Source organism: Lichenihabitans sp. Uapishka_5 (assembly GCF_033947565.1).
Taxonomy (GTDB): Bacteria; Pseudomonadota; Alphaproteobacteria; order Rhizobiales; family Beijerinckiaceae; genus Lichenihabitans.
In genome coordinates this window covers 1-21,154 of record NZ_JARPVX010000036.1, presented here as the reverse complement: position 1 = coordinate 21,154, position 21,154 = coordinate 1, and the positions used below count along the sequence as shown (strand labels likewise).

At 68.2% G+C, this 21,154-nt stretch carries 16 protein-coding genes; 9 read left to right on the top strand and 7 right to left on the bottom strand.

Going from position 1 to position 21,154, the window contains the following annotated elements; translation table 11 throughout:
- Positions 1–49 precede the first annotated feature (49 nt).
- The 5 genes from P7D22_RS13520 (at position 50) to betB (ending at position 5,188) form a co-directional block, all read left to right on the top strand.
- On the top strand, positions 50–202 hold the full coding sequence (locus P7D22_RS13520) for a hypothetical protein (protein WP_319934774.1): 153 nt from the start codon (positions 50–52) through the stop codon (positions 200–202).
- A gap of 72 nt (positions 203–274) precedes the next feature.
- Positions 275–2,053: an asparagine synthase (glutamine-hydrolyzing) gene (gene asnB, locus P7D22_RS13515; RefSeq protein WP_319934773.1), complete on the top strand. Its 1,779-nt coding sequence runs from the start codon at positions 275–277 to the stop codon at positions 2,051–2,053.
- A 246-nt stretch (positions 2,054–2,299) separates the two neighbouring features.
- Complete coding sequence (locus tag P7D22_RS13510) at positions 2,300–2,866, top strand: hypothetical protein (RefSeq protein ID WP_319934772.1); 567 nt, start codon at positions 2,300–2,302, stop codon at positions 2,864–2,866.
- 50 nt (positions 2,867–2,916) lie between these two features.
- Complete coding sequence (locus tag P7D22_RS13505; protein ID WP_319934771.1) at positions 2,917–3,597, top strand: trypsin-like peptidase domain-containing protein; 681 nt, start codon at positions 2,917–2,919, stop codon at positions 3,595–3,597.
- A gap of 127 nt (positions 3,598–3,724) precedes the next feature.
- Positions 3,725–5,188, top strand: a complete 1,464-nt coding sequence (gene betB / locus P7D22_RS13500) for a betaine-aldehyde dehydrogenase (RefSeq protein WP_319934770.1) — start codon at positions 3,725–3,727, stop codon at positions 5,186–5,188.
- Positions 5,189–5,215: 27 nt separating this feature from the next.
- Here the strand turns inward: betB and P7D22_RS13495 are convergent, their stop codons facing one another.
- Positions 5,216–5,410 carry a hypothetical protein gene (locus P7D22_RS13495; protein WP_319934769.1) on the bottom strand — a complete coding sequence of 65 codons (195 nt, stop codon included), beginning with the start codon at positions 5,408–5,410 and terminating at the stop codon, positions 5,216–5,218.
- A 105-nt stretch (positions 5,411–5,515) separates the two neighbouring features.
- The gene (locus P7D22_RS13490) at positions 5,516–7,318 is read right to left on the bottom strand and encodes an adenine deaminase (RefSeq protein ID WP_319934768.1); all 1,803 of its coding nucleotides are present in this window, start codon (positions 7,316–7,318) and stop codon (positions 5,516–5,518) included.
- A gap of 333 nt (positions 7,319–7,651) precedes the next feature.
- Between P7D22_RS13490 and P7D22_RS13485 the strand changes: the two genes are divergently transcribed.
- Positions 7,652–9,181 carry an OprO/OprP family phosphate-selective porin gene (locus tag P7D22_RS13485; RefSeq protein ID WP_319934767.1) on the top strand — a complete coding sequence of 510 codons (1,530 nt, stop codon included), beginning with the start codon at positions 7,652–7,654 and terminating at the stop codon, positions 9,179–9,181.
- A gap of 73 nt (positions 9,182–9,254) precedes the next feature.
- Here the strand turns inward: P7D22_RS13485 and tam are convergent, their stop codons facing one another.
- Positions 9,255–10,037 carry a trans-aconitate 2-methyltransferase gene (gene tam / locus P7D22_RS13480; protein ID WP_319934766.1) on the bottom strand — a complete coding sequence of 261 codons (783 nt, stop codon included), beginning with the start codon at positions 10,035–10,037 and terminating at the stop codon, positions 9,255–9,257.
- An 831-nt stretch (positions 10,038–10,868) separates the two neighbouring features.
- Positions 10,869–13,169, bottom strand: coding sequence for a ribonuclease R (rnr, locus tag P7D22_RS13475; RefSeq protein ID WP_442916085.1), 2,301 nt, complete (start codon positions 13,167–13,169; stop codon positions 10,869–10,871).
- A 55-nt stretch (positions 13,170–13,224) separates the two neighbouring features.
- On the opposite strand from rnr, the gene P7D22_RS13470 reads away from it, so the two are divergent.
- Positions 13,225–13,644, top strand: a complete 420-nt coding sequence (locus tag P7D22_RS13470; RefSeq protein ID WP_319934765.1) for an ester cyclase — start codon at positions 13,225–13,227, stop codon at positions 13,642–13,644.
- A gap of 8 nt (positions 13,645–13,652) precedes the next feature.
- On the opposite strand, the gene P7D22_RS13465 is transcribed toward P7D22_RS13470, so the two are convergent.
- The 3 genes from P7D22_RS13465 to P7D22_RS13455 all read right to left on the bottom strand — a co-directional run bounded on the left by P7D22_RS13465 (position 13,653) and on the right by P7D22_RS13455 (position 18,465).
- Entirely contained in the window at positions 13,653–14,504 is an 852-nt protein-coding gene (locus P7D22_RS13465; RefSeq protein WP_319934764.1) for an EamA family transporter, read from the bottom strand.
- A 37-nt stretch (positions 14,505–14,541) separates the two neighbouring features.
- Positions 14,542–17,274 (bottom strand): type I DNA topoisomerase, encoded by a 2,733-nt coding sequence (gene topA / locus P7D22_RS13460; protein ID WP_319934763.1) that lies wholly within the window; start codon positions 17,272–17,274, stop codon positions 14,542–14,544.
- Positions 17,275–17,457: 183 nt separating this feature from the next.
- Positions 17,458–18,465 carry a proline racemase family protein gene (locus tag P7D22_RS13455; RefSeq protein WP_319934762.1) on the bottom strand — a complete coding sequence of 336 codons (1,008 nt, stop codon included), beginning with the start codon at positions 18,463–18,465 and terminating at the stop codon, positions 17,458–17,460.
- A 101-nt stretch (positions 18,466–18,566) separates the two neighbouring features.
- On the opposite strand from P7D22_RS13455, the gene P7D22_RS13450 reads away from it, so the two are divergent.
- On the top strand, positions 18,567–19,517 hold the full coding sequence (locus P7D22_RS13450; protein ID WP_319934761.1) for an aspartate carbamoyltransferase catalytic subunit: 951 nt from the start codon (positions 18,567–18,569) through the stop codon (positions 19,515–19,517).
- Positions 19,514–20,824 carry a dihydroorotase gene (gene pyrC / locus P7D22_RS13445; protein ID WP_319934760.1) on the top strand — a complete coding sequence of 437 codons (1,311 nt, stop codon included), beginning with the start codon at positions 19,514–19,516 and terminating at the stop codon, positions 20,822–20,824. Before P7D22_RS13450 ends, pyrC begins: the two co-directional genes overlap by 4 nt.
- The last annotated feature ends 330 nt before the right edge of the window (positions 20,825–21,154 follow it).

The following is a 21,154-nucleotide window of genomic DNA, read 5'->3' as shown; positions in this document are numbered from 1 at the left end:
GGAACGTGCCGTCGGGTTCGGACAAGGTCCGTGGTTCAGGCTTGCTGGGATGCAGCGCTTCTCCAGTCTTCCGACGATGTTGCGAACCCCCTCCCTTGCCGACCGCGTTCTCGGCTTTTGCGGAATGGCGATCATCGGCCTCGTGCTTCGGTCGGCGCGCCTGTGGTCCAAGCTGACCCGGGCGCCGTGGCGTGATGACTGACCCGCGGCTTTAAGCCTTGCCCCACCCTGGCGCCCGTGACACCAAAGCGGCGTACGGAGGGGTTGAGCAGGAATGTGCGGCATCGCCGGCATGAGCATGAAGCCGGATCGGCCCGTCGACCGCGCCGCCCTGGCCGCCATGGGGGCCGCCATCCGGCACCGTGGGCCGGACGGCTCGGGCGATTACATCCGAGACGCTGTCGGGTTCCGGCACGAGCGGCTCGCCATCATCGACCTGACGACGGGCGGCCAGCCGCTTTACGACGACGGGGGCCGCGCCCTCGTGGTCAATGGCGAGATCTACAACTACCGCGAGCTGAAGGCCGCCATGCCGGATGCGACCTGGCGAACCGGATCGGATTGCGAGCCGATCCTGGCGCTTTATGCTAGCCAGGGCCTCGGCTTCGTCGAGGCGCTGCGGGGCATGTACGCCTTGGCGCTGCATGATCCCGCGACCGGCCGGATGGTGCTGGCGCGCGACCCGTTCGGCATCAAGCAGCTTTATTACGCCGAGACCGCCGACGGCCTGGTGTTCGCTTCCGAGCCGCAGGCCCTGGTGGCGGCCGGTGCCGGCACGCGCAACCCCGTCACGGGCGGACCGCTCATCCGCCCTGAGGCCGTCTACCAGTCGTTGCAACTGCAGTTCACCACCGGCGCCGAAACCATCTTCGCCGGCGTCTGGCGGCTGCTGCCGGGCGAGATCCTGGTGGTCGAAGCCGGCACGATCGTCGAGCGTCGGCACGCAGCCCCCGTGCTGCCCGCCCTGCGACGCCCGATGGTCACGCCCTCGGCCCTGCGGGCGCTCGACGGCGTGCTCGAAGACACGGTGACGCTGCACCAGCGCAGTGACGTGCCTCATGGGCTGTTCCTGTCGAGCGGCATCGACAGCGCGGCGCTTCTCACCGCCATGGCACGACTGAACGACGAGCCGGTGCGGACCTACACGGCCGCTTTTCCGTCCACGGGCGTCCACGACGAGCGCGAAACCGCCCGGGCGCTGGCGGTGGCGGCCGGAGCGCGGCACACCGAGGTGCCGATCACGCCCGAGCTCTTCTGGGAGCGGCTGCCCGAGATCTGCGCCGCACTCGACGACCCGGTGTCGGATTATGCCGTGGTGCCGTTGTTTCTGCTGGCCGAACGCGCCGCCCGCGACGTGAAGGTCGTGTTGAGCGGCATCGGCGGCGACGAACTGCTGGCCGGCTATCGCCGCTATCGCCGCCAGATGCTGCCGCGCTGGCTCGGGGGGCGCTCCCGGCGCCCCAATGGCCCCTGCGACGGGCTCGACCTGTTCCGGCAGCCGCTGGCGGGCTGGCGGGACGGCATCGCGGCCGCCGAGGCCGCCATGGTCGGCACCGGTTACAACGCCCTGCAACGGGCGCAGGCAGTGGATTTCGTCGACTGGCTACCCCACAGCGTGCTTGTGGGCCTCGACCGTTGCTTGATGCATTTCGGCCTCGAGGGACGCACGCCCTTGCTGGATCGCGCCGTGGCAGACTTCGCCTTTCCGCTGCCGAACGGGCTGAAGCTCAAGCACGGTCAGGGCAAATACCTGCTGCGCCAATGGCTGGCCGACGCCAATCCGGTCGCTGAACCCTTCGCCAAGAAGCTCGGCTTCACGGTGCCGGTCGGCGAATGGATCGCGGCCCAAGGCCCGAAGCTCGGCCCGCTGGTGGCCAGGATGCCGGGCGTCGCCGCCCTGTGCCGGCCCGACACCGTCGCGGCCGTGTTCTCGGCCGACGGCAAGGCGCATCGGCTGCTTGCCTGGCGGTTGTTGTTCTTCGCCTTGTGGCACCGGGCCCATGTGGAACGGCAGCCGATGAGTGGCGGGACCCTGGCCTGCCTCGGCGGTTAGGCCAGCAAGACCCGGCGTCCCGGCGCATCCATCGAGGGTTCCGGAAGGGGCTCCTCACACCGGGGGGCATTCAGAAAGCCTAAACCCTGGCCGCGACTTGTTTCGGCTTGTCATAGCCTTTGATTGCTTGGCGACCCGATCCTTTACATGATGGCTGCAACGTCAGGCCGCTTGAGGCGGGTCGTCAGGGCGGGCGTGATCGCGCCGCGCGAGTCGCAACGGGTCACGTCATCTGGGGAGGTGGGGATGGTCGGACTCGTCGATGATCGATGGGCGGCGGGAGCGGCCGTCCGCCAGCGGCGCATTCATCCCTTGTTGACGGGCGGCTCGGTGGTCATGGCGATGGCCGGGCTGGTCGTCCTGGTGCATCGCGTGCTGATCTGGAATTTCGGCGACATGATGCTGCTGTGGTGCGGCCTGGCTGCCCTCGCAGCCACGGCGCTTTGGCGTCGCATGGCGCGATCGCCGACCGCGGCTGAGGAGGTCAGCAGCGTCGTGCTCGACATCGGTACGGTCCGTCGGCGGGACGCCACCCGACCGCAAAACGAGGCGCGGCGGCATCGCCGCTTCGTGCCGGCCCGGCGTACCACGATGCTGCACATGCGGGATGGGCGGCAGGTGCCGGCGCGGATCTTCGACATCTCGATCGCGGGCGTCGCCGTGGAAGCCCGACTGAACGAAGTCGACTTCCTGTCCGTGGCCCAGGTCGGCTCCCGCTTGGCGACCCCGATCCGCCAGACCAGGGGCGGCGCCGTCTTCGGCTTCGCCACCATGCTGGATCCGCAGCCTTTCGACGCGTCCTTCGTGCTATAGCCGATCGGATCGGCGGGGCCGTTCACCCCGCCGATCGGGGATGAAACCGGATGCTGGGGCGCGTCACAGGGCTTGCGATCTCCTTGATGCTGCTGGCGGGGACGACACCGACCCGCGCCGAAGACTTCGCCCTGGAGGCGCGGGCCGCCATGGTGACGGTGCAGCGGAAACCGACGCGGTCGTGGGCGGGCTTCGGCGTTTATCTCGGCGACGGCCTCGTGCTGACCGCCGCCCATGTGGCCGGCCAGAATCCGCTGATGCCGCCGCTGGTGCTGGTCGCAGGCCGCCCGGTGGATGTCACCGTGCTGAAGCTCGGCCGTTATCCGGACGACGATCTGGCGGTACTCCGTCTCGACGCGCCGGTGCCGGTCGAGCTCGCCCAGCGGCACGTCACGCTTTGCGAGGGCCCACCCCAGCCCGGCGAAGCCGTAATCGTGGCGACGCCCGACGGCGTTGCGACCTCGGCCGTGATCGCGCCCGACATCCTGCCGCCGGAGATGCGCGCTCGCTACGCGGCTTCGATCAAGGACGTGACCACCACCGGCAATTCCGGCTCGGGCGTGTTCGACGTTGGGCAGCGCTGCCTGCTCGGCATCATGTCGAGCAAGATCGAGCAGGAACTGCATGGCGTGGTGGATGGCCAGCCCGTGACCCGCAAGGTGGGCCTCGCCAAGCATTTCGTGCCGCCGGCCGACATAAAGGCCTTCCTGGTGGGCGTGCCGACGCGCTGAACCGAGCGTAACGCCTGGCCGCCCGATGGCGATCGTGGCTCGGTTGGAGCGCAGGGCGCGCCGGACAGCTTGCGTCCCGGCGCCGGGCCTCTAGGAGAGTGGGACGCTTTCCGAAGGCAAGACGCGCATGCAACAGGTTCAGCCCCCCGGGTCCCACCATATCGGCGGCCAATACCGCCAAGGCGGAGGCGAGGTGATCGAGAGCCTTTACCCGGCGACCGGTGCCGTCGTGGCCCGGGTGCAGGCGGCGGGACCGGACCTCGTCGACGAAGCCGTGGCGGCCGCGCGCGCGGCGCAACCCGGCTGGGCTGCGCTAGGCGGGGCGGCGCGCGGCCGCATTCTGCGACGGGCCGCCGACCTGCTGCGAGCCCGCAATCAGGAGCTGTCCGAGATCGAAACGATTGACACCGGCAAGCCCATCAGCGAGACCCTGGTGGCCGATGCGACATCCGGCGCCGATTGCCTCGAATATTTCGGTGGCATCGCGGCCGCGATTGCCGGGGAACACATCGATCTCGGCGGCTCTTTCGCCTACACGCGCCGCGAGCCGCTCGGGGTCGTGGGTGCCATCGGGGCCTGGAACTATCCGATCCAGATCGCCTGCTGGAAAGCGGCGCCGGCGCTCGCCTGCGGCAACACGATGGTGTTCAAACCGTCCGAGCTCACCCCCTTGTCGGCCCTGAAGCTGGCCGAGATCCTGCTCGAGGCCGGGGCGCCGTCCGGCGTCTTCAACGTGATCCAGGGCCGGGGCGACACCGGCCGCGCCCTGGTGGGGCACCCCGGCATCGACAAGGTGACGCTGACCGGCTCGGTCGGCACCGGCCGCGCCGTGATGGCCACCGCGGGGGCGGCCCTGAAGCCTGCCACGATGGAACTCGGGGGCAAGTCGCCGTTGATCGTCTTCGACGACGCCCACCTCGACAATGCGGTCGGCGGTGCGCTGCTCGGCAATTTTTATTCGGCGGGCCAGATCTGCTCGAACGGCACCCGGGTCTTCGTGCAGCGCGGCCTGCGCGATGCCTTCCTGGAGCGCCTGCTGGCCCGCACGACAGCCATCCGCATCGGCGATCCGCTCGACCCGGACACCTTGATGGGTCCGCTGGTTTCCGCCGCGCAGCGCGACAAGGTGCTGGCTGCGGTCACGAGCGGCCAAGCCGCAGGGGCCAAGCTCGTCACGGGTGGCGCAGCCCTGCGGCCACGCGGGTTCGAGGACGGCTTCTTCGTCGCGCCGGCGATCTTCAGCGAGGTCGATGATGCGATGCCGCTTGCGACGGACGAAATCTTCGGGCCGGTCCTGTCGGTGCTGTGTTTCGACGACGAGGACGAGGTGGTGGCCCGCGCCAATGCGACCGAGTTCGGGCTCGCGGCCGGCGTGTTCACCCGTGATCTCCAGCGCGGCCATCGGGTGGTGGCCCGCCTCGAGGCCGGCACCTGCTGGATCAACGCCTACAACCTGACCCCGGTCGAGGTGCCGTTCGGCGGCGTCAAGAGCTCGGGCTTCGGCCGCGAGAACTCGCGCGCCGCCATCGAACACTACACCCGGCTGAAGTCGGTCTATGTCGAGATGGGCGACGTATCGGCGCCCTACTGACGCATTGGCCCGATGACGGGCGCCGCGTCAGGTCGCGCGCGCCCCGGCCTTCACCAGTCCGAACAGATCCCGCCGGCCTTCCCGCAAGGCTGCCGTGACTGCCTGCAGGATGGCGGCCCGGTCGGCGTTGCCGCCGCCCCGGGTCGCTTCAGCCTCGACCCGCCGCGTCGCCTCGGCGATCAGCGCCCGGTCGTTGGTGGAGAAGTGGTCGTCGATCCCCATGACTAAACCCCCAGTGCCAGGCTCACCGCTCCAGCATCGCACGGTCAGCGCGATGCATCACCCATCATGCAACCTTAAGCCTAATCGGCAAGGCCGGATGTGCGTTCATTCGAACAACGGAATGATCGTCATGGCGGGCACGAGGACGATGCCTTTGTCGGTGATGCGGATGTCGGGGATCACCGACAAGGGGATCAGGTTGAATCCCATATAGGGCAGGGTGCAGCCGGCGCTGTCCCAGGCGGCCTTCAGGGCCTTCACCTCGTCGGCCACGGCCATGACGCGCTTGTCGGATAAGAGGCCCGCGATCGGCAGCGGCACCGATGCCGTGACGACGCCGCTTCGCACCACGCAGACGCCGCCGTTCATTGCCGCGACGGCGGCGAGCGCCACCTGCATGTCGGCCTCGCTCGAACCTGCCACGATGATGTTGTGACTGTCGTGGCCGACAGAGCTCGCCACCGCGCCGTCGCGCAATCCGAAGCCCTGCAACAGCCCATGCGCCACGGCGCCCCCGGCGCGGCCGTGCCGCTCCACCACGCTGACGAAACAGAGGTCGTGCGCGGCCAGCAGGGTAGGCCAGTCGGAGCCGGGCTCGAGTGCCAGCCGCTCGTGCGCGAGCGTGATCCCCGGCAGGGCGGTGCGGATGAGATTGGCCGTGCAGGCGTGTTGCGGCAGGGCGGGCGTCAGCGCCACGTGCTCCGGCAGCGTCACCGTCGTATAGGCGGCCGCGGGATAGCGGTAGCGTTGTTCGAGGGCCGCATCGAGCAGAGGCGTGACGCGCCGACGCTCCACCACAAGCGCGCCGCCATACCAGGTGCTCTGCGGTTTCCAGTTGTCGTCGAGCAACACCAGATCGGCGCGGCGACCGCCGCCGAGACCACCCACCTCGTTGTCCATGCCGAACCGCGTGGCGCCATGCAGCGAGCCGAGGCTCCAGGCGCGCTCCGGCGACAGGCCGGCCCGCATGGCTTCGCGCGCCACCCAGTCGAGGCCGAACTGCAGCAGGTCGTCGGCGTCCCGGTCGTCGGTGCAAAGCGCGATCCGCTTGGTCGAGGCGCCGAGCTCCGTCACGGCCTTGATGGCCTCGGGCAGGCTGTGCCAGGGCGTGGTGGGCGGCCCGCCCCGCAGAAAGATCCAGACGCCGGCATCGAGCAGGTCGTCGGCGATGTCGCGGTCGATCGCCTCGTGGGTGTCGGTGATGCCGCTTGCCGCATAGGCGGCCACGAAGTCGCGTCCGTAGATGTGGCCCGACACGGGCCGGCCGCGCGACAAGGCCGCCGCGATGATGGCGTGGCTGCGCTCGTCGCCCATCGTGACCGGCACGTAATCCATCTTTTCGCCCAGCGCGACGGCCTCGGGCCAGCGATCGAACAGGGCCGCGATCTTGTCGGCCGTCAGGTCGCCGCCCGCGGTTTCGAGCAGGGGCGAGGTGGCCGGTACGGTCGAGGGGACGGTGAGAAAGATCGACAGCGGCGCCATGCGGGCGTCTTCCAGCATGGCCTCGACGCCTGCCACATCCATCACGTTGCCGATTTCATGGCTGTCGCAGAAGATGGTCGTGGTGCCGTTCAGCAGCGCCGCCTCCGCATAAGCGCAGGCCGTCACCATGCTCGACTCGATGTGCAGGTGCGGATCGACGAGGCCCGGGGCCAGGATGCCGCCCCCGACGTCGTAGACGGGAGCGTCGCCCCGGCCGGCGCGGTGGCTGCCGGCGGGCTTCAGGGCTGCGACACGGCCCGACGCGATCCATACTTCCCGATCCGGCAGCAGGCGCTCGGTATAGCTCGACAGCACCCGTGCCCCCGTGATGACGAGGTCCGGGCTGGCTCGGCCCGCCGCCACATCGGCGAGCCTGCGGGTCACGCTGGCCAGGGGCGGCACGCTGAAACGTGTGGGTTGAGCCATGCGTCGTGGGTCTTTCCAGGCGAGGGAGTTGGCGAAGTCTGGCTGACGCAAGCTCCGCTCGTCAAATCGGGGCGACATGCCCGACAGGGCGGCACGGCGGTGTCAAACGCGCGTCATAGAGCGCGTTTATTAGGCTTAGATTTGGCTCGCCAAGTGTTGTGAGCCCGTGTGGCGCAGCCGCTGCCTATAGATAGTGGTATTTTTGCAGCAGTGGCAATCCACCCAAGGGACTGACGCTAAACGGCCTGTAATGTGACAGGTGTCTCAGCTATCCGTTTTTCGTCAGACATGAAGAGCCTCAGCAGAATGTTCGGGGCATGCCTGGAGCGAGACATGCATAGGGTGCAACCCAACAACAACGCCGCACAGGCAGTCCGCGCCACCGGTTCGGTTCGTCTTGTTTCCCGCTTGATCTCCGGCGTCGCGACATCGACGCTGGTTGCCGCCGCCACCCTGTGCGCCGCGCCGCAGGCTTTCGCACAAACGGCTTCGGTTCTTGCGCCGCAGGCAGCCCGGGCGCCCCGGCATGTGTCCACCCGCCGTGAGACTCATCCGGCGCGGGCGCCGGAATCTTCCTCGGGGCAGGTGACCAACGCCAATGCCACGGCCCCGACGGCAGGCATCTTCCCGTTTGTTCCGCCCTATTTCACCAAGCTCCCCGGCGCCGGCCTGTCGGTCGACACCAAGGGCATCAGCTACGCCACCGACAACAAGGACGTGCAGTTCCGTATCGGCGGTCGCTACCAGGAAGAATTCTCGGCGGCCAGCACCTCGCCTCGCCTCCGCAGCACCGCGACGACGCCGCTGGTCGGCGCCGATGGCATCGATTCGCGTCGCGCCTTCTTCGAAGCCTATCTGACGCTGAGCAATGGCGTTGCCGTCGCCCTGCAATACGACTTCGCCAATGCCACCCAGCCGATCCAGGACGCGGTGGTGTCGTATCACGCGCCGAACACCAACGTCATCTACACCATCGGTAACTTCAAGGAGCCATTCAGCCTCAACCAGCTGATCTCCGACAACAACACGCTGTTCACCGAACGCTCCGTGATGGACGGCCTGGTTCCGGGCCGTAACTTCGGTGGCGCGGTTTCGACCTACGGCGACAAGTGGACGGCCACCGGCGGCGTTTACGCCGGCAACGCCAACAACACGCTGACCGACAACGGCTTCGCCGGCACGGCGCGCGCCACCTACGCCCCCATCCTCGAAAAAACGCAGTTGCTGCACTTCGGTGTCGCGGGCTCGTACCGGTCGCTCGACCAGCTCGCCACCGCGTCGTTCAACAGCCGCCCGGAGGATTACCTCGAGCGCGCGCTGGTCAACACCGGCACGTTGCGCAATGCCGATGCGATCGAACGGGTCAACGGCGAAGCGCTCTACCAGTTCGCCAACGTCCGCCTGCAGGGCGAATACACCTTCGTGAACGTGACCAGCACCAACGGATCGAGCGACCGCTCCTTCCAGGGTGGCTACGTGGAAGGCGGTTGGGTCATCAACGGCGCCGGGCGTCCGTATCGCGTGTCGCAGCCCTACGGCTCGGAAGCGGCGGTGCTGCAGGGCGTCCAGGTGGAAGACGCCCAGCGCGTGTCGAACGGTGGCATCGGCGTCTTCGAACTCGGCCTGCGCTACAGCGCGCTCGACCTGAACAACGCCAACCGCGTCGCGGCGAGCCGCGTGACCGGCGGTTCCGAGCAGGACTTCACGGCAGGCCTCAACTGGTATCCCGACCGCAACATCCGCATGATGGCCGACTACGTGCACGGCTGGGTGTCGCCGGCCTCGACCATCACGGAAGTCTCGGCGGTCCGTAAGGAAGTCGAGAGCGACGCCTTCGTGGGCCGCATGCAGCTCTACTGGTAAGCCCGTCCAACCCATCGCTGACGAGAAAGGGCCGGGGGCGTACCCCGGCCCTTTTCATTGGCGGCGGCCTGGCTCAGGCGCGCGTCGCCACCAGGAAGATGCGCTCGAAGCCGAGCAGCCGCCCGCCATCGGCCCGAACCGGATAGGCTTTGTCGAGCTTGGATTCGTAGAGCGCCAGGAACGCGGATTGTTCATCGGCATCGAGCGGGTCGAGGAAGGGGCGCAGCCCGGTCGAGCGCAGCATGTCGAGGATCGCGGCCGCCGAGGGCAGCGGGTGATGATAGGTGGTGCGCCACACCTCGACGCTCACGGCCTCGGCGGCGAGGAGATCGTAATAGCGTTCGAGCAGAGGCAACACCGTGCGGGCCGCCGTGGCCGCCTGCAGGCGCGCCGCCCAGGGCCCCTCCTGCGCCACGGCCCGCATGGCCCGATGCGACGGCGCATCGAGGTTGTCGGGCATCTGCACCGCCAGGGTGCCACCCGGCGCCAGATGGCACAACAGGATGGGAAGCAGGCGCGCGTGGTCGGGAAGCCATTGCAGCACGGCATTGGCGAAAAGCACGTCCGGCGCGTTCTCCGGCTGCCAGGCGGCGAGGTCCTGCACCATGAAATCGCATTGCGGCAGTCGCTGTCGCGCGGTCGCCACCATGGCGGGCGAGCTGTCGAGGCCGACCACGCGGGCTTCGGGAAAGCGCCGCACCAGCAACTCGGTCGAATTGCCTGGCCCGCAACCAAGGTCGACCACCAGGGAGGCCGTCGCGTTCGGCACGCGCGACAGGAGATCGATGGCGGGCTGCGTCCGCTGCATCTCAAAGCGGCGGTAGCGGTCTGGGTCCCAGTCGGCTGGCTGTGGCATGGCGACCTCGCTGTTCAGGCCCACGACGTTTTCGGCCCGGGATGAGCGCTTGGTATCATGCCCTGGCGATCGGGGCTGCCCTCCGCAGGAAGCAAGCGTCTCAAGGACGCGACGGCAAGTGTTGCCGGCGCAGGATCGGCGAAGACGGGGGCGCCGCAGGCTCGTTCGCCCCTTCGAAGACGCGCAAGGCTGCTTGTTCCCAGGGGGATGCCGGCGGTATCGCCGGAGGCGGTGCCGCGTTGGGCCGCGCCTCCGGTTCGATGGACGGCGCCTTGGCGACGAGAGGCGTCATCTGGCGGATTATGCTTCTTGCTACCGCATGCGCCGGTCTGGTGGGATGCGCTGACAGGTGAACCGCAGGGGCAGATCGGAAACGCCGCGACACTACGACGGGGTGTCTCAGTCTCGACCTCCCCGTCGGTCTGACACGCCGTCCGGCAAGCGACGGTTCCGGATCGGGATCGGAGGGTGCCTCAGGCGCCCAGTCGAGCCACCAACGGCACAAAGAATTGCACGGCAGCTTTTCGCTGGAGCTCGCCCAACTTGTTTCCGCGTGCAACAGAACGGCAGCAATTAAAACGAAATATAAAAATAGCTTAGACATGAGTGTCGACATCCAGAATGACGATTTATTGTCATAGATCGTCGAAACCAAGATGTCATGTTTCTCTGGTCGCTGGACACGACTGGAGGAGTCACGCGCTTCTGTTCAGATCGGCCTTCCAACTGTCTTGTATGGAAAGGATATTGCGGCTTGCCGATCCTTTGCGTGCCGCAATAAAGATGTTGACGACCTTGGCGCGACCATCATCGCAGCCCCTCCGTCGACCCTCAGGCCCGCCGCCTCGATTTACGCTCGCCGGTGCTTTTTGGCGGCGCCGTGGTCTTGCCGGGGCGGTCCTGGCCGGTGCCGCGGGGGCCGCGCCGGGTCTTGCCGCCCACCACCGCGAAGCGCAGCGCGCCCGCGAAGGGCGCCGCCTCGACGAGCTTGACCTCCACCGTGTCGCCCAGCCGGAACACGGTGGCGGTGCGCGTCCCCACCATGGCGCGGCGGGCTTCCTCGAAGCGGAAATATTCGTCGCCGAGCGTCGAGGCCGGAATGAAGCCGTCGGCCCCCGTTTCGTCGAGCTTGACGAAGAGCCCCGACTTGGTGACGCCCGAGATGCGGCCCGAGAAGATGGCGCCGACGCGGTCGGCCAGAAAGGTGGCGATCAGGCGGTCGACCGTTTCCCGCTCGGCCGCCATGGCGCGCCGCTCGGCCGCCGAAATGCGGGTCGCCACCTCGGCGAGCTGGCCGGCCGTCATGTCGGCCAACCCGTCCGATCCGAGGTCGAGGGCGCGGATCAGGGCACGATGCACCACGAGGTCGGCATATCGGCGGATCGGCGAGGTGAAATGGGCGTAACGGCGCAGGTTGAGACCGAAATGGCCGTAATTGTCGGCCGCATATTCGGCCTGCGCCTGCGAGCGCAACACCACCTCGTTGACGAGGTGCTCGTGCTCGGTGTCCTTGACGCGCGCCAGGATGCCGTTGAACTGCGCCGGTCGCAGCGTCTGCCCTTTGGCCAGCTTGATGCCGATCGTGGCCAGAAACTCCGACAGCGCGCGCAGCTTCTCGAGCGTCGGCTCGTCGTGGACGCGGTAGATCAGTGGCTGCCCCTTGGCTTCGAGCGCCTCGGCGGCCGCCACATTGGCGAGGATCATGAATTCCTCGATCAGCCGATGGGCGTCGAGCCGTTGCGGCACGATCACCCGGTCGACGGTGCCCTCGGGCGTCAGCAGGATCTTGCGTTCCGGCAGGTCGAGGTCGAGCGGGCCGCGCTCGGCCTTCGCCTGTGTCGTGGCCCGGTAGGCGGCCCAGAGCGGGCGCAGCACCGGCTCGAGCAGCGGCGCCGTTGTGGCGTCCGGCTGGCCGTCGATGGCGGCCTGGGCCTGCGCATAGGCGAGTTTCGCATGCGAGCGCATCAGGATGCGGTGAAAACTGTGCCGCCGCTTGCGCCCGTCGGCGCCCAGCACCAGGCGCACCGCCAGGGCAGGGCGGTCCACGTCGGCCCGCAACGAGCCGAGGTCGGTCGAGATGCGCTCGGGCAGCATCGGCACGACGCCGTCCGGGAAATACACCGAGTTGCCGCGCACAAGCGCTTCGCGGTCGAGCGCCGTGCCGGGCCGCACCAAAGACGCCACATCGGCGATCGCCACGCTCACCACGAAGCCGCCCGGGTTGTCTTCGGCGGTGTCCGGCACCGCATGGACGGCGTCGTCGTGGTCCTTGGCGTCGGGTGGATCGATGGTGACGAGCGGCAGGGCGCGCCAGTCCTCCCGTCCCGCCAGGCCGGGCGCCACGACAGCTTCCGCCTCGGCAAGCGTGTCGGGCCGGAAGATCGCCGGAATGTCATGCGTTTCGATGGCGATGCGGCTGATGGCCTTTTCGGTGTTCAGCGTGCCGAGACGCTCCACCACACGAACGAGCTGCAGCCCATAGCCGGTGCCGCGTCCGATCGGCTCGACCGCCACGAGGTCGCCATCCTGGGCGCCGCCGTCGCCCTCCGGAGCGACGCCCCATTCCTGCGCGGCCGCCTTCTTGTCCACGGGGCTGACCCGTGGTCCGACATCGCCGCGGTCGTGAAAGACGCCGAGCATGCGGGCGCGGCTCTTCGTCAGGATCTTGACCACGCGGCCGATCGCATGGGTGTCGTCGGGATCGGGCGCCGGCGCGATGCGGATCAGCACGCGGTTGCCGACCCCCGGCACCGGGGCGCCCGGCTTCGGCTTGCGCGGCACCTCGATCAAGATGCGCGGTGCGGCGCCGAGCTCGGCCGTGTCCCAATCGTTCGGCACGGCCACGAGTTCGCCGTCACGGTCGCGCGACGTGATCTCGGCGACGATCACCGGCGGCATGGCGCCGGACGGTCGCAGGTGCTTGCGCCGCTTGGTCACCGTGCCTTCGCGCTCGAGCTCCCGCAGCATCCGCTTCAACTCGGACCGGTCGGCGCCCTTGACCCCGAAGGCCCGCGCGATCTCGCGTTTTCCGAGCACGGCCGGTTTGCGCCCGAGGTCCTTCGCTTCGGCGGCGTTGCGCGCCATCAGGGCCAGGATCTCGTCTTTGGTCGGAAGAGGCGGTACGTCTGACATGGCACGCACTATAGGCGGTGTGCCGCCCCGTTGCGAGCCGGACCCCGCTAAGCCGATGAACAACCTCGATCTCGCGACGCAATACCGCGCCTATCTCGATTGCCTCAACGCCCGCGACTGGGATGCGCTGGCGCGCTTCGTCCACGCGGACGTGCAGCACAACGGGCGGGCTTTCGGGGTGGCGGGCTACCGGGCGATGCTGGAACAGGACGTGCGGGACATCCCCGACCTGCGGTTCACCATCGGCTTGCTGGCCTGCGATCCGCCTGTGGTGTCGGCCCGCCTGCTGTTCGATTGCAGGCCCGCGGGCCATTTCCTCGGGTTGCCGGTGCAGGGGCGGCGGGTCACTTTCGCCGAGAACGTGATGTACGAGTTCGTCGACCGCTTGATCGTCCGGGTGTGGTCGGTGGTCGACCGGGCCGCGATCGCGGCGCAGCTGAGCGCCGACACAGCCAGGGTCGAGCCCGAGCCGTAGCCGCAGCGCTAGAACCCGCGCACCGCCACGGCCCCGAGGACGATCAGCGCGGTTGCGGCGAGCCGGGCCGGAATGATGCCTTCCTTCAGAACCACGATCGACAAGGCCGTGGCGAACAGGATCGAAGTCTCCCGCAACGACGCCACAACGGCGACAGGCGCGCGTGCCATGGCCCAGAGGGCGATGCCGTAGGACACAAAGGAGGCAAGCCCGCCGAAGGCCATGATGCGCCAGCGTCGCAACGCCTGATCCACGAAGGCGCGCCCGCGCCGCAGAACCGTCCAGCCGACCAAGGGCACGGCCGTCAGCGCAAAGGTCGTGAAAGCATAGGACAGCGGGGCCCCCGACTGCCGCACCCCGATGCCGTCGATCACCGTGTAGGTGGCGATCAGCGCAGCCGTGCCGAGCGCCAGGGCCGGCGCCTTCCAGGCACGCTTCAGGGCCGATCCGCTCCCGATGAAGCTCATCGCCACGACGCCGCCGGAGATCAGCCCCACCCCGCACCAGCGGCCGAGGCTCAAGGGTTCACCGATCAGGGGTCCGCTGACGAGCGCCACCAGCAATGGCGCCGTGCCGCGCATCATCGGATAGGCTTGGCCGAAATCCCCCGCCTCATAGGCGGCGGCCAGGAGCGTGATGTAGCCCACCTGCGCCGCGACCGAGGCGGCGATGAAGGGCCAACTCGCCGCCGCAGGGGGCGGCAGCACCAGCAATCCGATGGCGCCCAGCACCCCGCACCCCAGGCACAACAGCACGGAGGCCAGGAACCGGTCGTCACCGCGTTTGACGAACAGGTTCCAGGACGCGTTGCAGAGCGCGCCAAACAACACGGCGGCCACAATCGGCAGCGGAATGCTCACGGCCGGCGACCGGTCCCGTTTTCCGGCGCCTCGTCCGTCAGGACGCGGCCGCTTTCTTGCGGGCGGGCGCCTTTGCGGCCGCGGCCTTCGGAGCCGCGGCTTTGGTGGTCTTCGCGGCTGCGGCTTTGGTGGCCGTCGCTTTGGCTGTCGCGGCCTTGGACGCCGTCGCCTTGGGTTTCGCGGCAGTTTTCGTGGCCGGCTTGGCCTTGGCGGAGGCGCGTCCCTTGCTGGCGCTGCGGCCCGATGGGGCCATCGCGGCCCTGGCCTCGATCAAGCGAAGCGCCTCGTCGAGCGTCACGGTGTCGGGTGTCGTGCCTTTCGGCAGGGTGGCGTTCACCTTGCCCCAATTGACGTAGGGGCCGAAACGCCCGTCGCGCACCGTCACGGAACCACCTTCCGGGTGGTCGCCGATGGCGCGCCCGGCCGGCGCCGCGCCGCGGCCGCGACGTTCGCCCGTGCCGGTTTCCTTGCCGACGATGAGGTCGATGGCGCGGTTGCCGCCGATCTCCAGCACGTCGTCGTCGTTGCCGAGGTTGGCGTAGGTCTTGCCGTGTTGGACGTAGGGTCCGTATTTGCCGATGCCGGCCAGGATCGGCTCACCGGTCGTCGGGTGCTTGGCGATCTCGCGCGGAAGGGCCAGCAGCGCTAGGGCCTTGTCGAGGTCGATCGATGCCAGGGTGACGCCCTTGGGCAGCGACGAGCGCTTCGGCTTCTCGCCCTCGCCGAGCTGGATATAGGTGCCGAAGCGGCCGTCGCGCGCCGTTACCTCGAGGCCGCTGACCGGATCGGTGCCGAGCGTACGCTGGCCGGGCTTCTCGCCCTCGGTGCCCCCTTCGCCGTCGCCGGTTGCCGACAGCGTGCGGGTGAAGCGGCATTCGGGATAGTTCGAGCAGCCCACGAAGGCGCCGAACTTGCCGACCTTCAGCGACAACTGGCCCTGGTTGCAGGCCGGGCAGGTGCGCGGGTCGAGCCCGTCGGCGCGCGGCGGGAAAATGGCCGGGCCGAGCAGCTCGTTCAAATTGTCCAGCACCTCGGTGGTGCGCAGCTCCTTGGTGCCGCCGACGGCCGCGGAAAAGTCCTCCCAGAAGGCCCGCAGCACCGTGCGCCAATCGATCTCGCTGTTCGACACCTTGTCGAGCTGCTCCTCGAGCCCGGCGGTGAAATCGTAATCGACCCACTTGGTGAAGAAGGATTCGAGAAAGGCCGTGACGAGACGGCCCTTGTCCTCTGGGATGAGCTTCTTCTTGTCGAGGCGCACGTATTCGCGATCCCGCAAGGTCGCGAGCGTCGACGAATAGGTGGACGGGCGGCCGATGCCGAGCTCTTCCATCCGCTTGATGAGCGAGTCCTCCGAGAACCGCGGCGGCGGCTCGGTGAAGTGCTGGTCGGCGTCGATCTTGTCCTTGGCCAGCGTGTCGCCGCGCGCCATGGCGGGCAGGCGGCCGCCTTCCTCGGCTTCGGCCTCGTCGTCCTCGATCTCGACTCCGTAAAGCGTCAGGAAGCCGTCGAATCGCACCACCTGCCCTGTGGCCCGCAGATCGAGCTTGCGTGCACCGGCCTCGGCCAGGATGTCGACCGTGGTGCGCTCAAGCTCAGCCGATTCCATCTGGCTCGCCACCGTGCGCTTCCAGATCAGCTCATAGAGCTTGGCCTGCTCGGCATCGAGAAAGCGGGCCATGTCCTTCGGCAGGCGGGAAAAGTCGGTCGGGCGGATCGCCTCGTGGGCTTCCTGAGCGTTCTTGGCCTTGACGGTGTATTTGCGCGGCACCTTGGGCAGGTAGCGGTCACCGAACTGGACACCGATCTGCTTACGGACGCCCGTGATGGCTTCCGGCGCCATATCGATACCGTCGGTCCGCATATAGGTGATGAGGCCCACCGTTTCGCCGCCGATCGAGATGCCTTCGTAAAGCTTCTGCGCTACCTGCATGGTGCGGGCCGGCGACAGGCCGAGCTTGCGGGAAGCGTCCTGCTGCAGCGTCGAGGTGCGGAACGGCGGGTAGGGGTGGCGCTTGGCGGGCTTCGCCTCGACGCTGACGACGCCGAACTTGGCCTCGTCCAGCGCCGACCGGAACGCCATGGCCTCGGCCTCGGTGCCGACATCGAGCCGGGTGATCTTCTTGCCGTCAGCGCCGACCAGCCGCGCCAGGAAACCCTGGCCCTTGGCGGTTTTCAACTGGGCCGCGATGGACCAATATTCCCGCGGCTTGAAGGCCTCGATCTCGCGCTCGCGGTCGCACACGAGCCGCAGCGTCACCGATTGCACGCGGCCGGCCGAGCGTGAGCCCGGCAGCTTGCGCCACAACACCGGCGACAGGTTGAAGCCAACCAGGTAGTCGAGCGCCCGGCGGGCCAGATAGGCGTCCACCAACGCCTGGTCGACGGGGCGCGGGTGCAGCATCGCTTCCCGGATCGCCGATTTAGTGATGGCGTTGAAGACGACGCGCTCGACCGGCTTGTCCTTGATGAGCTTCTTCGCCTTCAACACCTCCAGCACGTGCCAGGAGATGGCCTCGCCTTCGCGGTCCGGATCGGTCGCGAGGATGATCTTTGAGGCCAGCTTGGCGGCACGGCCGATCTCGGACAGGCGCTTGCCGCCCCGGTCGTCGGCTTCCCAGACCATCGCGAAATCCTGGTCGGGATCGACGGAGCCGTCTTTGGCCGGCAGGTCGCGGACATGGCCGAAGGAGGCCATCACCTCGTAGTCCTTGCCGAGATACCCGTTGATGGTCTTCGCCTTGGCCGGAGACTCGACAATGACGAGATTCATGCAGCTGCAATCCTTCCGGGCGCGAAAATGGGAGCGGCCCGGCTCCCCGAAGCGGCGCGGACCATGGCCATGCCGCCGAGTCCCGTCAAATGGGATGCGGGATGCGGCACGGAAAGAGGGACACCTGAGGCAAGCGCACAACGGTTGCGGACGGAGGCGCTGAGCGCGGCCGGGCGTGTCCGCTCAGCGGACCAGGAATCCGCGCCCTACGGAATCTGTCTCGTCCAGCACCCAATTGGCTGTTCCCAGAAACCCGGCCGTGCCGGCGATCTCGGGGATCACGGCCGGTCGGCCATGGAAGGTGGTGCGCTCGAGGACTCGCGCCGACATCGTTGTGCCGATGAGGGATTCGTTGATCCAGCGTTCCCGGTCGTCGATCAGGCCGCGGGCCGCCAGGATGGCGGTTCGCCCTGCCGTTCCCGAACCGGTGGGCGACCGATCGACCTGGCGATCCGCGAAGACGCAACAATTCGACTGACGTGCTCCCGGAACGGTCGGTGTCCCCTCGATGATGGTGCCGTAGATGTGATTCAGCTCTGGGATCTCGTCGTGCACCACGGGATGGGCGAGGTTCGCGGCCCGCTTGACCTCGTTCCCGAACCGAATCAGCGCGTCTACATTGCCGGGCGAAACCTCCAGGCCGTGCGGGCGGCCGTCGACATAGAAATAGAAGGCGCCGCCAAATGCGATATCCCCCTTGACGCGGCCGAAACGCGGCGTGTCGACCTCGGCGTCGGCCTTCCACACGAAGGATGCGACGTTGACGAAGCTGACCTCGCCGACGCGCCTGCCGTCCCAGGCCACGGCAGCCTCGATGCGCCCGCAGGGCGCGTCGATCACCACGCGGGTCGATTGCGTGTGGCGCTCGACCCAGCCGAGCAGCACCGCCGCGGTGGCGAGCGCGATCACCCCATGGCCGCAATGGTCGCTGTAGCCCTCGTTATGGGCGAAGATCACCCCGAAATGGGCGTCCACCGAGACCGGTGCCGTGAGAAAGCCGAGGTACATGTCGGCATGTCCGCGCGGCTCGAGCGTCAGGCCGCGCCGGATGTCGTCGGCATGCTGCAGCAACCAGGCGCGCCGCGCCACGATCGTCGCGCCCGGAAGCACCGGCACCCCGCTCGTCACGATGCGGAACGGCTCGCCGCCCGTGTGCATCTCGACGGTCGATACCATACGGTCAAAGCTCATGGCGATGCGCGTCCTCGATCCCCGGCAGGGTGACTGGGCCTAGGCCGCGCTGCGGCCCCCGCCCTTGCGGCTCGGGCGCCAGCCTTATAGAGGGCACAACTATGTCCGCCATTCCGGTTTTCCCCCATCGCCACCTGCTCGGGATCGAGGGGCTGTCGGCCCTGGACCTCACCGGCCTGCTGGACCTGGCCAATGAGGCGGTCGAGTTGTCCCGGCAGGTCGAGAAGAAGCGGGCCACCTTGCGGGGCCGTACGCAGATCAACCTGTTCTTCGAGGCCTCGACCCGCACCCAGTCGTCCTTCGAGATCGCCGGCAAGCGACTTGGCGCCGATGTGATGAATATGTCGGTCGCCTCGTCGTCGATCAAGAAGGGCGAAACCCTCATCGACACGGCCGCGACCCTCAACGCCATGCACCCGGACATCATCGTGGTGCGCCACAACCAAGCGGGCGCCGTTCACCTGCTGGCCCGCAAGGTCGGCTGCGCGGTCGTCAACGCCGGCGACGGCGCCCATGAACACCCGACCCAGGCGTTGCTCGACGCCCTGACGATCCGCCGCAACAAGGGGCGGATCGAGGGGCTGATCGTGGTCATCTGCGGCGACATCCTGCATTCGCGGGTGGCGCGGTCGAACATCCTGTCGCTGGCCGCCCTCGGGGCGCGGGTGCGGGTGTGCGGGCCGTCGACGCTGCTTCCGACCGGCATCGAACGTATGGGCGTCGAGGTTTATCGCGACATGGCCCAGGCGCTGCGCGACGCCGACATCGTGATGATGCTGCGGCTGCAGCGCGAGCGCATGAACGGCGGCTTCGTGCCCTCGACGCGGGAATATTTCCGCTTCTTCGGCCTCGACGAAGCCAAGCTGAAGCTCGCCAAGCCGGATGCGCTGGTGATGCATCCGGGTCCGATGAACCGTGGCGTCGAGATTGACACGCTGGTGGCCGACGGCGCGCAGTCGCTGATCCAGGAACAGGTCGAGATGGGTGTCGCGGTCCGCATGGCGGTGCTGGAAGCCTTGGCGCGCCACATGCCGAATGGGGGTTCCGCATGAGCGTCGTGAGCTTGCCGCCATCCACAGCCTTGGCGCTGGTCAATGCCCGGTTGATCGACCCCGTCCGGCAAAGCGAGGCGTGGGGCGGCGTTCTTGTCCGCGATGGGCACATCGCCGCCTTGGGGCCGGACGTCACGGCCGCGACCGTGCCGGCCGGCACCGAGCTGATCGATTGCACCGGCGATTGCGTGTCGCCCGGTTTCGTCGACCTGCGCGCCTTTGTGGGCGAGCCCGGCGCCGAACACCGCGAAACCATTGCCACGGCTTCGGCCGCGGCTGCGGCGGGCGGCGTCACGACGCTGCTGGCCATGCCCAATACCGAGCCGGCCATCGACGATCCGGCGGTGGTGGATTTCCTGCTCCGCCGCGCCCGCGACACGGGGGTGGTCAAGCTGCTGACGGCCGCGACCCTCACGCGCCGGGCGGAAGGACGCGAACTGTCCGAGATCGGGTTGCTGCTCGGGGCCGGGGCGATAGCGTTCACGGACGGGCTGCATTCGGTCGCCGATGCCCGCACGATGCGGCGCGCCCTGACCTATGCCCGCGACTTCGGCGCCCTGGTGATGCAGTTCTGCGAAGATCGCAGCCTCGCCGAGGGCGGCGTGATGAACGAAGGCGAATTCGCGAGCCGGCTCGGGCTGCCCGGTATCCCGCCCGAGGCCGAGGCCATCGTGCTCGAACGCGACCTGCGGCTCGTGGCTCTCACGGGGGCCCGCTATCACGCCGCGGTGGTGAGCTCCGCCCAGTCGGTGGCGCTGATCGCCCGGGCCAAGCGCGACGGCCTGCCGGTGACCTGCTCGACCACGATCAACCACCTCACCCTCAACGAAGGCGACATCGGCGATTACCGCACCTTCCTGAAGCTGTCGCCGCCGCTGCGTGGAGAGGACGAGCGCCAAGCCCTGGTGGCCGGTGTTGCGGACGGCACGATCGACACCATCGTGTCCGATCACCATCCGCAGGACGTCGAAACGAAGCGGCTGCCCTTCGCGGAAGCCGCGCCCGGGGCCGTCGGGCTGGAAACCCTGCTGGCTGCCGGCCTGCGCCTCGTGCACGCCGGCAACTTGTCATTGCCGGCGTTGATCGCGGCTTTGACCTGCAAGCCAGCCGGGATCCTGGGCGTGCCGCAGGGCCGCCTCGCCATCGGGGCGCCTGCTGATCTCGTGCGTTTCGACCCCGATGAGCCGTTCGTGCTGGCGGCCGACAGCTTGCGGTCGCGTTGCCGCAACACGCCGTTCGAGGGTGCGCGCCTCGAAGGGCGCGTCAAGCTGACGTTGGTGGACGGGCGCCACGTCTACGCCGCCTGACGCAGGGCCGGGTGTCATCGTTTGGTAACACGCCCTCCCAAACCCGATGCAAGCTCGCATTTGTTATGGTCCGCTGGTTTCGCCTGCTCCTAAGCTTGCCGAAGAAAGTCGAAACCAAGGTCGGATTCGCAGCTGTCGGTCGCATTGCGGCATGACGGTCGACGTAACCGACCGGCACGGACGATCAGCGAGGTGGAGCGCCCGCAGATCGTCCGTAGAGTCGGTTCGAACCGACCAGGGCGGCGGGGGAAAACATGGACAAATCCTGGATGGTGGCGACGCTGGCGACCTGTCTCGTCGCCTGCGGTGGGTTGGACGGCGCGGCGGCGC